Below are 11,189 nucleotides of genomic sequence, written 5' to 3'. Positions count from 1 at the left end.
TTACAAAAATCTTTGGTTGCCAAAGTGAACACTTCTCTCTCTATATCCTAAAGACAACATCAAATATGCTGCAGATATTGCATCAAGAGCGTCATCATGGGTTTTATTATCCCCCTTATACGAATAAATATCATTAAATACAGAAGAACTGCTGTACTTTGTAATGTAAAGTTTCTTGTAAGTAAACGGCGTAATTAACGTTGTTATTCTGCTAAATTTATTAGATTTTGGCTTAACTGGAACAATTCTAAAATATTGGCTCATATTATTTCTTAGCAACATATATTCACGAGTCAATCCACCAGCACCTTTTGTATTGTCTCTATCCTCTAAATACAGTGTATGTACATTGAAATTCTCTAAAACGGTCTTGATCATATTCATAATATATGGATCATTGGCTGGTCGTTGGTCTTGAAATACAAAAGCATAATACTTATCATCAACCCGCTCCATAACACATAATGCAGTGTTATCCCCCCCAACGCTAAATGCTGGGTCTAAATATGCTATTGGACTAGTAAACACATAATCCTCAGTAATATTTATTTGTGTAAAAATTGAATCGGTGCTTGCTATCCATTCACCTAGCAAAACTCTTGCTTTATATGATGGGATATCTTTATAGAGTTTCTCTTGAGTTTCTATAAATCCTTTGCTAAGTAAAACATTGTCATAAGTTGTAAACTTATATGTCTTAAAAGTCGCTATATTATCAATATAATCAGTTTTGAAATAGTGTTCCGGATGATCGGGATTAGTATCAAAAATAATAGTTTCTTGTCCACATCTAAGTCTTTTTAAGACTTCCTCTAATGTTTGCTTATGTAAAGTTGTAGCCTCATTCACAAAAATAAGTGCCGAATTACTACCCCTAAACCTTTCAAAATCACTTGCCTTATCTCCTCCGTATAGATTAATACGAAGTGAATCAATCAGAATATATGAATTATTTGTATGTCTTGGAATATAAGGAATTTTAAGAAGTTTGCATAGCTTTTCAAATTGCCCCAAAACATTAACTTCAACTGAACGCTGTGAATTGCCAATAATGAAATTATTAGTATCACTAGAGTATAACTTTTTATTTTCAATTAAACTTTTGAGAAAAAGATAACATGCAAGATACGTTTTACCGCTAGCTATACCTCCGCTGAGTATAATCTTCTTTTCATTATTCTTTTGAATACTTTCTATCACATTTTTTTGTTTTAAAGTTAGCTGTTTTTCTTCAAACTTAGCAAAATTAATTGAGCAGTTTGTTAGCTTTACAAATTGTGATATATCAACTCCATATTTATTTTTGTATTCCTTTTGGAGTGTTGTAAAAAGTTTTGTTTGATATAAGTTCACTTGTGCCCTTTACTATTTTTGTAGTTGCTTTTGCTTTCAGCTTCATTAGCAGTTGCAAGTTTTTTAATACATTCATAATAAAGCTCCATTTCTCTTATTGAATATTCCTTTACATATTCATTAAGTTCACTTTTCAAAGAATTAATTTCTTCATTATCAACTAACTTATTTTTTTTATTACTTGCTTTATTTAATGCATCAATTTCGTTTCTTAAATTTTCTATTTTAGTACGTATGCTAACAAGCTCAACACCAAAATATTGTTTAAATGAACGTATAAACCCTAATTCTAAATTAGCCCGCTCTACATCCAATTCGCTTCTAACTTTCCTAGCGTTAACTTCTGATCTAAAAGTTTGTGATAAAAGGTGCTCAAAAGTATCTTCACTAATTGATAATCTAGAATCATCGTTAACAGAACTTCCTCCACTTTCCCATTTTCTCCTCATCCTCCACACATTTACCCTAGAAACTCCTAATTTAGTCGCTATTTCTCTATCATCTAACAATCCTTCTCTAAAATATGCAACATAATCATCAAAAGACCTTTTACCTTTTTTCAAAAAAATTTCTCCTAAAATAACAAAATTAACAAATTATTACTCTAAATAGTAAAGCAATTTATTAATTGTTAACATAAACGGTAAATTTCTTTATACCTATTAACTCTTGATCTATATTTCAAATGTTCATTAAATTTAAATACGTAAAAATATAATTTACTTATATTAAATGATTTTAGATAAGTATGTTTTATTTTAAAAAGGAGTGTAAAATCATGTCAAAAGCTGTTGACGAAATATATTGCCATTCTTGTGGCAAAACAATTAAAAAAGATGCTGAAATTTGTATTTCTTGTGGAGTTAAAAATAAACAAGTTAAAAAATCTTATAACAAATTAATAGCAGCATTATTATGCTTATTTTTTGGTTATTTAGGGGCACATAGATTTTATGTGGGAAAAATGGGAACTGGTATTACGTTTTTATGTATAATTCTTTTATCTCCTTTTTTTTATCTATTTACCCTGGGTTTTGGACTAATAATTATTCTACCCGTATTAGCAATACTGGAAATTATTGTTTTTATTGATTTTATAAGAATATTAATAAATAAATTTTAAAAAGGATTTTAAATGACAAAAAAAACAATGTTTGCAATGTTAATAACATTGATGACAATTATTTTAAACTGCAAATCAAATAATGGCAACAACAAAAATAATAATGAAGAAATATTAGGAAATAGTAAATTTTTTACAAATGAAAAAGAAAATAATAAAAAATACTCTTGGATTGCAACAAAATCAGAAGAAAGACCCGAAAATTGGCTAAATGAAAATCATGCACTCATGCGTTTAATTAATAGTAACCGGGGAATTTTTTATGATTTTGATTTTAATAACATTACCACTAAACATGATATTGGTTTCTATGATATATATGATATAAGATCAAATAAAATTAAAATTAAATATAGCTTCGATAATGAAAAAGAATCTGAACTAACAATTGGAATATCTGAATGCAGAATTACCCCTGAAGAAATTAAACAAGGCAACATAGTATGTTATTCGGCAGCTAATTTATATAATCATAGTTATATTTTTACTAGTCTTAGGATTCCTCCGTCTAAATCAGAAGATTTTTCAAAAAAAGTACTAACTTCTAAAACCCTTAAAATAGCTTTTGAAATTTTTAAAGAACCAATAGCATTTAATCTTGAAAATCATAAAAAATTATATGAAAAATATCAAAAACATTTCATAAAAGAAGACAATAGCAGCAAAACAAAAAACACTAGCATAAAAATCGATAAAAATTAACGGGACATATAAAATACTTTAACAATTAGCAATGCAAATAATAGCACAAGAAGACCCCCCGTCTTGTGCTATTATAATTTATATTTTTAAAACCATTTTTTCTATTCTTCTTTATTATTTAACTTTTTAAGCTCTTCTTCAATACTTTTAAGTGCATCCTCTATAACTTTTTTTGCTAACTGATCACTATCAGTATCAGTGCTGCTAGAATAACTTACATTTAAACACAATTCTTTTGCACACTTTAAGGCCTGAAATCCAATTTGCCCTTGTTTTTTAACTTGATCCCCTTGAGTTCTCCCATCAGTAGATTTAACTTGACTTTCAAAGTCTTTAAATTTATTTTGAGCATCTTCTAATTCCTTTTTTCTTTTTTCTATTTTTTCTTTTAACGCTTTCTCAAGAGTTTCTAATTCTTTTTCAAATTTTTCTTTATCTTTTAATTTTTCCTTTAATTCTTCTATTTCCTTTTCATATTCACAATATGTTTTAAAAGAAGTATTCTTGGGATTCGATTTCTCTATTTTCTCTTTTAATTCTTTTATTTTTTTTTCGAGCTCTTCTTTTAATTTAGAATCTTCAGAAACGCCTTGATCTACTTGCTCTTGTGGTTGATCGCCTTGCATTGCAACTTCACCTTCTAAATCACCATTAAAGTTTTCAAAGCCTCCAGCCAACTCTTTATCCTTTATCTCATATTTTGAATCTAAAACATCTAAAAATCCCTCAACTTGTTCTCTTGAATTTTGTTCTAAATTTTTCACATTTTTATCACTTGCATAATTCTTGCAAGAACTTATCATCGCAAAAACAGTACAAATAATAAATATTTTCATTATCTTCTTCATAAGTTACTCCATAAAGTCTAAATCTTACCACAATACCGAATAATTGCAATATTTCAAAGATTTAAATATATAATTTTGTTACATTCAGCTGTTACATATTAACAAAACGCAAATGTAATTTTAACCAACTCCCAAAAATCTCTCCATTGCAAATGACCTACTCATTAAAATAGATTATAAAACACATACAAATTAAATTTCAAAGTCTTTGCTATATATCACTTAAAGTATTATATCTTTCTTAAGTCCACCCCTTAAAAATTGACACTTCTGTTTATCACAGCTACCCTACAATCCAAATTTCTCTTGCAATGAGAACACTCTAAATTTGACTAATTTTTTAGGTTTTTGGTAAAATATAAATTACATTTTTTATCTATTTTTATTGCTTTTACTTAACCTAAAAGTAACGCTTATAAGGAGAGGATTTTATGGACATGAATAATTATTTTAATTTAAATAATTTCAACATAGATTTTATGCTCAAACTATTTCAAGATTATCAAAATGTGGTAAATGAAAATAAAATTCTTAAAAATTCTCTAAAAAATTCTTCCAAAAATAAAAAAGAAACTTCAAAACCAACTCCTAAATTTTATTTGACCCCAAAAATTGGCAAACTAATTGAAAAATGCATCAAAACATTAAAACAAACTGATCCAATATCTGGTTGGTTTTTACATTTACTCGCAATAAGTGGGTGTAGGGGGGCCGAACTGCAAAAAGTAAAAATGCAAGATATTACTCCCTTTTTAAGCAAAACTGGAAAAACTTTATACAACATAAAAGTAAATGTGGCAAAAAAAAGAAATGTCACTTGCATTCGAGAAATTGTTATCAACTCAGAAGAGTTAGAGGCTATCCAAACAGCACACAAAAATCATTTTAATGAGAAAAATCTTGATACAAGACGTACTTATTTTTTTCAAAAATCCAAACATAAGTTTAAAGACAACCAAATTAGCATTATCCATATTTCTAATAAATTTAAAAATCTTCTTAAAAAGTCGGGGTTTCGTGTAAATAAATCTCTCCATTTGTGTCGAAACTTATTTATTTCAAATTTGAAATCTAACGGCTACAATTCTTTTCAAATTAAAGAACTTATGAAATATTCTTCAACCAATGAAATTGATAATATCTACGGCCTATCTTCTGCTAATAAAATTCAAGCTTATGAATGTGCTAAAAAGTGCCTTAAACTTTAAATAAACTACTTTAGCCTAAATATACGCTTTGAAGTTACTTTAAATATTTTCCCACGTGGCTTTAAGTCAAGTGAATCATATAATATTTCTTTATTTTTTGTTGCTATAAAGTGATACCCATTAACCTTATCAATTTTAACTTCACTTATTTCAAATTCATTTGCTGCACCCAAATAATTTAAAGACTCATATCTTACACTACTTCTAATTCCGTAGTAATTAAGTATCATACATGGATTTATAATAAAACAATTACTCTTAATGTAGCCAAGTCCTATAAATCTATAATACGCTGTATTTATATCATATGCATTAAATTCACGCTTCTTAAATAGACTTGTATAGTAATGTAGACACAAAAAGTAACAACCCCATTTTTGTATCTCTGGTCTTAAAGTTCTATTGTCTTGTTTTATTTTATTAATAATCATTGATTTCCTCTCCTATATTAAATTATTTCTTTAATTTTTTAGTGCACCCATTCACATGGGGACACTGACAGTATTTGCAAATGCTATATTGCTTAGGAAAAATAATGCTCCACTTGTTGGAAGTAGTCCCCTTAATCTATCTGATATTGCCCTTTTCTTAGGATCAAGAGTAAACACAAACTCTCCAAATCTATAATTTAGCTGCTCAATTAGTGGACATGTATTTGTAATATTGTAAATTAGCATCTTCAGCCTATCTTTATAAGGCTTTTCTCTTTTTTTATTTTCGTTTTGAATTCTATTTAATTCTTTCTGTATACTATCAATCTCCATTAGATCACACGCAAGATTTTCAGCAGCTTGATTATCCCTAATTTCAAGGTCTACACAATCAACATATTCTACAAATTCTTTTGCCCAATCAAACTCAACTCCAGAATTATAAAAATCGCTCCTTTCTACTAAATCTTCCACCAGCTTTATAAACGTTTCCTCATTAAAATTGTGTGCCATTAAGTATTCCTCTCTATATTTACTATAAATATCTTTTTTTAAATTTATAATTTCTAATTCACATTTATTAACAAATTCAAACACTTTTGATATTAAGTCCTCATTTCTCTTAATCTTACAGTTAACTGGTGCTGCATCGATTAAAAAGAATAAATTACAATACTCAAGCCCAGTACATGCTAGCTGCATTTGTGCCTGCACATAGTATTTGAAAAAATATTTACTACTTAAAAAATTTCTATTTTTATTGTACTCAGCAATAGCACTGCTCATATAATGAGAGTCGCTATTTTTAATTTCTAAAAGCTCTAAATCACCAGCATTATTGATAAACCATCCATCAATTGTTGAGCCTACTAAACTTTCTGCACTACCCATTTTTTTGAAATAATTATACTTATCAACACCGTTGGCATATTTATTCTTATACAAAATATCAATATTATCACCATGTGCTTTAACAAATTCTCTAAATCCTAAATTCTCTAATTCTTTGCCCTTGAGCATATACAAATTCTCTTCAAAAGGTAGGCTCATTCCAAAATATTTAAGCACTCTGTTAATCATTAAATCTTTTAGCCCTGCACCACCAATCAAAACATTACCTACTTCACTAGCACCGTATCTATCAAGTTCATTTCTTTGCACACTAAAATCAATATTTCAATTAAATCTAAAACACTCTTGACTACTTATTCCGGGTAATTTCTTACCTATCTTGCTTAATTTACTTTTTTCTTTAATGGGAGAAGATTTTTCCTCAAATATTTCACATCCAGTAAAACTTTGTTGTTCAACACTTATCATTTTGAGCTCTCCTTGATTAATTTCTTGTGGGTTATTATTGTTTGATATGTTTATCATATTTTCCCTCCTGTTTCTATACTTATTAAGTATATAGCAAAAACTATTTTTGCCAACTTTTTATAACAATTTTTACAAAAAAAGAGCTTAACTATGTTCTCAAACAAAAAAACTTAGTTAAGCCCAAGCTAAATTGGATTTATAATAACATAAATGGAGTAAATTTCCTCCTACTATTATTATAATAGGAACAAAAATTATTTTGGTCAACTTTTTCCAGAAATTATTATAATAAATACAAACTTTATTAAATTCTCTTGTTAAAGAACTTAATAAAGCTAGGGTTTAGCCGAATTCACTTATTAAAATAATTTTAAAAAGCTTTTCAACAATTGAATATAGTTCAATTTAGAATTAAAATCAATTTGTATTTGTTAAAATAAAAGAACCTATTTAAATTCTCTTGTTAAAAAATTCAAATAAGTTCTACTTTATGAAAAAGCAAAAATTAAGTGTTAATTGACAATACTCTTCATCAATATTATAATGTGCCATTTTAAAAAATCAAATTTTACAATATATTATTATTTGCCACCTTGTATATATTTCATAAATAGGGCATTCAAAATTGGCCCTAGAATTGCTGCTGTTATTATCATAAAATGTACTAGTCTGTTACCCATGCTAAGTTTTTGATTTAAACTCTTTTCTACATTGTCTATTTTCATATTAAAGCCATCCATTTTTAGGTTTAAATTCTTTTCAACATTGTCTATTTTAGTGTTTAAATTCTTTTCAACATTGTCTATTTTAGTGTTTAAATTCTTTTCAACAGTATCAATCTTAGAGTCTAAATTATCTATTTTTAGATTTAAATTCTTTTCAACAGTATCAATCTTAGAGTCTAAATTATCTATTTTTAGATTTAAATTCTTTTCAACAGTATCAATCTTAGAGTCTAAATTATCTATTTTTAGATTTAAATTCTTTTCTACATTAATCAATTTTTCTTTTAAAACTTCATAATTGTAATTTTCATTATGAAGAAAAACAAAATCTATTGCTTCTTCACTAAATCCTATCTTTAAAAATTCATTTTTTATACTTTCTATATTGTATGTTCTGTAAGTCAAACTATTCATAAAATCTCCATATTATCCTTTTAATTCTTTATATTCTTTCATAAGTTTTTTAATTATTTCTTTTCCATCACTAAATAATTTATCTAACATAAATCCTGTAAATTTAGCATTACTTTTATAAAAATCATAGCTTTCTTGCTTTTTAAGTTGAAATCTTAAAGGTTTTATTGGATTTTGTTTAGATTTTTTCAAAACATTTGGCGATTTTCTTAAGAACTCAAGCGTTTTTGTAACACCATTCTCTATTACATAAGATTCTTCTAAAATGCCGTCTTTAATTGCATTTGCTATTTTTAAATAGTCATATGCTTGACTCCTTGCTAAATGATAATCTTTGATAAAATCTTCAAATGTTCTGTATCCATCTAATTTATAATATTCGTTATCTTTTATTTCTTTTAATATCTTAATAACTTCCATCTTATAATAAATTTCTTGTTGAAAACTAGATTTTAATCTTTGTTTTAACTTCTTGTAATGTTCTTCGGCTTCATTTAGCACTTCTAGGTTTCTTTTGTTCAATACTATCTCCATATATGGACTCCTTTCATTTAAAATGGCAACCATGTCCAGTTACCTGGACGTGGTTATTGTTATAAATTTATTTAATATATTTTTGTACTCTAGCATATAATCTCTATTTAAATTAAATAGATCATTTTTTGCTATCTTTTTATTTAAATCTTCTCTTTCATAAATTAACCCCAAAAAATTCTTATTGTCTTTAAGCGAACTAAATAGCGTCTTATGGGTATTATTTTTTTTAAATCTAGTTATTATTAAAAAAATTGGAATATCAATGGCTAAATCACTAATTGAGAACTTTAAAAGTTCCAAACTTTCAACAGCCCATTTCTCTGCTGTTATTGGAACTATTATATAATCACTACATACTAAAGCATTGGTTAGTGTATAATCTAGGCTGGGATTCGTATCAATTATTATGTAATCGTAATTGAATTGTAAATTTAATAGCTGTTTTTGAAGTTTAATTTCCTTAAATGTTATAGCCTCTTTATTAAATTTGTGCAAACTTATATAACTGGGTATCAAGTCTAAATTATTACTAATATTTATAACTGAATTATCAATTAATACATTTCCCTTCAAAACTTCATATATATTTTTTTCTAATAAATTAAAATCGTCTTCTATTATTTTTTTGTAAAAATAACTAGTTACTGATGCCTGTGTATCCATATCAATTAAAAGCACTTTGCAATCTTGGGACAATAGCGTTGTAAATATAATTGCACTTGTGCTTTTGCCAACACCGCCCTTGATTGACGCTATTGTTATTATTTTAGGTTTTTTATTATCCATTTGATTAGCGGTCCTTGTTCGGGGTATTTTTTCCCATAAAATTTATATACTTGTTGTTCTAAATCTGTAAACATACTAAATAAAACTTTGTTGTAGTGATTATTGGTTCTTTTTTTATCCAATAAACGATATAATCCCTTGAAATAGCAGAAAACACTTCCGGCTTTAAATCTAAATTCCATATAATATGCCCTTGCTAATGCATATGCTTTTCTAGTTCCGTTTATTTGATACTTTATTAACGGTTTTTTAATTGGTTTTCTATAACCATAAAAAATACCAATAAACTTGTCTCCTTCTTTAATTGGGTACAAGTGAGTTTCTTCAACAATTCTTTCTCCATTAAATAACGCCCTCAATGATAGCCTAAATTCGTGTTTTTTTTCATAAACTCCAAATTTGTAAATGTCCATCATTATTTTTGTATGGTACATTGCTTTCCCATTTTCTTTTTCAATTAAAATAAAGCGTTCTTTATTTTGGCATTCAACTTTACATTTGCCTTTTTTTACAGTTTCAATAGGTTCGAGTGCATTTTCCATGTTAAATCCTCATACAGCCTTTATGTTAAATTCTTCTACAGTTAAAGATTTTTTTTCATTTTTTATTAGTTCTAATAATTCAAGATAATATGTACCAAATACTTTATTGTATTCTATTTTCTTTTGTTTATTCAAATATTCTTTGATAATGGGCTTTAGAATTTCAATATTTGTTTCTTTTTTTAGTCGTTCAATAAGGATATTGAAAATGTTTGCCTTTAAATTTTGATAATTTTGTTGAGAATTTTGTTTTTTTCTTTCAATCGACTTTTCCAATTTGCGTTTTATGTTATTTAAATCGCTATATTTGTGATTTTCAATAATAAAATGGGGCTTAAATTTGTAATTTTCGTATACTTTTTGCAAACTTATTTTTAATTGTTCCGAATTATATCCATTCTGTTCGAATTCTTTCTGAGTGTTATTTAGAATATTTTTTAATGTGTTTTGCTTTTCTTTCATACAAGATTTTTTTATATTGAATTTTTTTATTAGGGCAATTTCATTTTGTTTTAAGATATTCATTGCTTCAATCTTCGTATTTTTATCAGTATTTAAATTCAGAATAGAAAGAGCTTCTTCCGTTTTAAAGTTACAATTATTGAAATAATTTCTTAGTTGATATTTCTCTTTTTGATTATTTTTTCTTTCTTCTTTTTTATTATTTTTATTATTTAAACACTCCACTGAATTTACACTACCATTTATAGAAATATTGTCTTTAAAATGGTTATTAACTCTAGATTTAAATCTAGAGTTTTTTCGTTCTTTAAAGTACTTGTTGATTTTCTGGTAACATTCTTTTTTGGGATACTTTAGCTTATAGTAAATTTCTGTTCCACAATTTACACCCATGTGTTGGTAGTAGTTAGTTGTAACTTTTAGTACTTTTTCTAATTTATAAAGATAATTTTGCATTGTTCTTAAAGTAGTGGGAGCTAGACCATTTCTTTTAAGATTTTCATTAAAGTAGTAGAGTATGTTTTGTTGCGTGTATTTCTTATCTTTTTTGTTTAGAAAATCTAGCGTTGAAGTAAGAGATATTAATTTATGTTGGTGTTTGTTGTGGCAAGTTGTACTTTTTGTGGTATTTGAAGAACCTTTCATGTTTTTTCTCCTGTTTCTATAATTAATAATAATAATTATTATAATGCAAAATTTTGATTTAAAAGTAAATACTTTTCTAAAAAAATATTAAAT

12 protein-coding genes and 1 pseudogene are annotated in these 11,189 nt (G+C 26.7%); 3 read left to right on the top strand and 10 right to left on the bottom strand.

All coding sequences use genetic code 11. From position 1 onward, the window contains the following. Entirely contained in the window at positions 1-1,353 is a 1,353-nt protein-coding gene (locus BBIDN127_RS05605; protein WP_014017758.1) for a PBSX family phage terminase large subunit, read from the bottom strand. Further along, positions 1,350-1,916, bottom strand: a complete 567-nt coding sequence (locus BBIDN127_RS05600; RefSeq protein ID WP_014017757.1) for a DUF603 domain-containing protein — start codon at positions 1,914-1,916, stop codon at positions 1,350-1,352. Before BBIDN127_RS05600 ends, BBIDN127_RS05605 begins: the two co-directional genes overlap by 4 nt. 215 nt (positions 1,917-2,131) lie before the next feature. Here BBIDN127_RS05600 and BBIDN127_RS05595 point away from each other — a divergent pair, with 215 nt between their 5' ends. Beyond that, the gene (locus BBIDN127_RS05595; RefSeq protein WP_014017756.1) at positions 2,132-2,476 is read left to right on the top strand and encodes a TM2 domain-containing protein; all 345 of its coding nucleotides are present in this window, start codon (positions 2,132-2,134) and stop codon (positions 2,474-2,476) included. Positions 2,477-2,488: 12 nt separating this feature from the next. Next, a complete protein-coding gene (locus tag BBIDN127_RS05590; RefSeq protein WP_014017755.1) occupies positions 2,489-3,178 on the top strand; it encodes a hypothetical protein in 690 nt (229 codons plus the stop codon). A 101-nt stretch (positions 3,179-3,279) separates the two neighbouring features. On the opposite strand, the gene BBIDN127_RS05585 is transcribed toward BBIDN127_RS05590, so the two are convergent. Beyond that, the gene (locus BBIDN127_RS05585; protein WP_014017754.1) at positions 3,280-4,026 is read right to left on the bottom strand and encodes a hypothetical protein; all 747 of its coding nucleotides are present in this window, start codon (positions 4,024-4,026) and stop codon (positions 3,280-3,282) included. A 431-nt stretch (positions 4,027-4,457) separates the two neighbouring features. Here BBIDN127_RS05585 and BBIDN127_RS05580 point away from each other — a divergent pair, with 431 nt between their 5' ends. Further along, a complete protein-coding gene (locus BBIDN127_RS05580) occupies positions 4,458-5,234 on the top strand; it encodes a site-specific integrase (protein WP_014017753.1) in 777 nt (258 codons plus the stop codon). Positions 5,235-5,239: 5 nt separating this feature from the next. On the opposite strand, the gene BBIDN127_RS05575 is transcribed toward BBIDN127_RS05580, so the two are convergent. The 7 genes and pseudogenes from BBIDN127_RS05575 to BBIDN127_RS05545 form a co-directional block, all read right to left on the bottom strand. After that, positions 5,240-5,665 (bottom strand): DUF261 domain-containing protein, encoded by a 426-nt coding sequence (locus BBIDN127_RS05575; RefSeq protein WP_014017512.1) that lies wholly within the window; start codon positions 5,663-5,665, stop codon positions 5,240-5,242. A 51-nt stretch (positions 5,666-5,716) separates the two neighbouring features. Beyond that, a pseudogene (locus tag BBIDN127_RS05570) lies at positions 5,717-7,042 on the bottom strand (DUF244 domain-containing protein). Between the two features lie 524 nt (positions 7,043-7,566). Then, a complete protein-coding gene (bdr, locus tag BBIDN127_RS05565) occupies positions 7,567-8,124 on the bottom strand; it encodes a Bdr family repetitive protein (protein ID WP_014017750.1) in 558 nt (185 codons plus the stop codon). Positions 8,125-8,136: 12 nt separating this feature from the next. Beyond that, positions 8,137-8,658: a chromosome replication/partitioning protein gene (locus tag BBIDN127_RS05560; protein WP_014017749.1), complete on the bottom strand. Its 522-nt coding sequence runs from the start codon at positions 8,656-8,658 to the stop codon at positions 8,137-8,139. 39 nt (positions 8,659-8,697) lie between these two features. Further along, on the bottom strand, positions 8,698-9,447 hold the full coding sequence (locus BBIDN127_RS05555) for a ParA family protein (protein WP_014017748.1): 750 nt from the start codon (positions 9,445-9,447) through the stop codon (positions 8,698-8,700). Then, positions 9,423-9,989: a DUF226 domain-containing protein gene (locus BBIDN127_RS05550; RefSeq protein ID WP_010258652.1), complete on the bottom strand. Its 567-nt coding sequence runs from the start codon at positions 9,987-9,989 to the stop codon at positions 9,423-9,425. The genes BBIDN127_RS05555 and BBIDN127_RS05550 overlap by 25 nt, the downstream gene beginning before the upstream one ends. Before the next feature lie 9 nt (positions 9,990-9,998). Further along, positions 9,999-11,096 (bottom strand): plasmid maintenance protein, encoded by a 1,098-nt coding sequence (locus BBIDN127_RS05545; RefSeq protein WP_014017747.1) that lies wholly within the window; start codon positions 11,094-11,096, stop codon positions 9,999-10,001. Positions 11,097-11,189 lie beyond the last annotated feature (93 nt).

It is taken from the genome of Borreliella bissettiae DN127, from assembly GCF_000222305.1.
GTDB classification, from domain to species: Bacteria; Spirochaetota; Spirochaetia; order Borreliales; family Borreliaceae; genus Borreliella; species Borreliella carolinensis.
This window is presented reverse-complemented; position numbering and strand designations above follow the sequence as displayed.

Coding starts and splice junctions, on each gene's coding strand:
- BBIDN127_RS05545 (WP_014017747.1), bottom strand. CDS start 11,096: ATGAAAGGTTCTTCAAATACCACAAAAAGTACAACTTGCCACAACAAA.
- BBIDN127_RS05550 (WP_010258652.1), bottom strand. CDS start 9,989: ATGGAAAATGCACTCGAACCTATTGAAACTGTAAAAAAAGGCAAATGT.
- BBIDN127_RS05580 (WP_014017753.1), top strand. CDS start 4,458: ATGGACATGAATAATTATTTTAATTTAAATAATTTCAACATAGATTTT.
- BBIDN127_RS05590 (WP_014017755.1), top strand. CDS start 2,489: ATGACAAAAAAAACAATGTTTGCAATGTTAATAACATTGATGACAATT.
- bdr (WP_014017750.1), bottom strand. CDS start 8,124: ATGAATAGTTTGACTTACAGAACATACAATATAGAAAGTATAAAAAAT.
- BBIDN127_RS05555 (WP_014017748.1), bottom strand. CDS start 9,447: ATGGATAATAAAAAACCTAAAATAATAACAATAGCGTCAATCAAGGGC.
- BBIDN127_RS05595 (WP_014017756.1), top strand. CDS start 2,132: ATGTCAAAAGCTGTTGACGAAATATATTGCCATTCTTGTGGCAAAACA.
- BBIDN127_RS05585 (WP_014017754.1), bottom strand. CDS start 4,026: ATGAAGAAGATAATGAAAATATTTATTATTTGTACTGTTTTTGCGATG.
- BBIDN127_RS05575 (WP_014017512.1), bottom strand. CDS start 5,665: ATGATTATTAATAAAATAAAACAAGACAATAGAACTTTAAGACCAGAG.
- BBIDN127_RS05560 (WP_014017749.1), bottom strand. CDS start 8,658: ATGGAGATAGTATTGAACAAAAGAAACCTAGAAGTGCTAAATGAAGCC.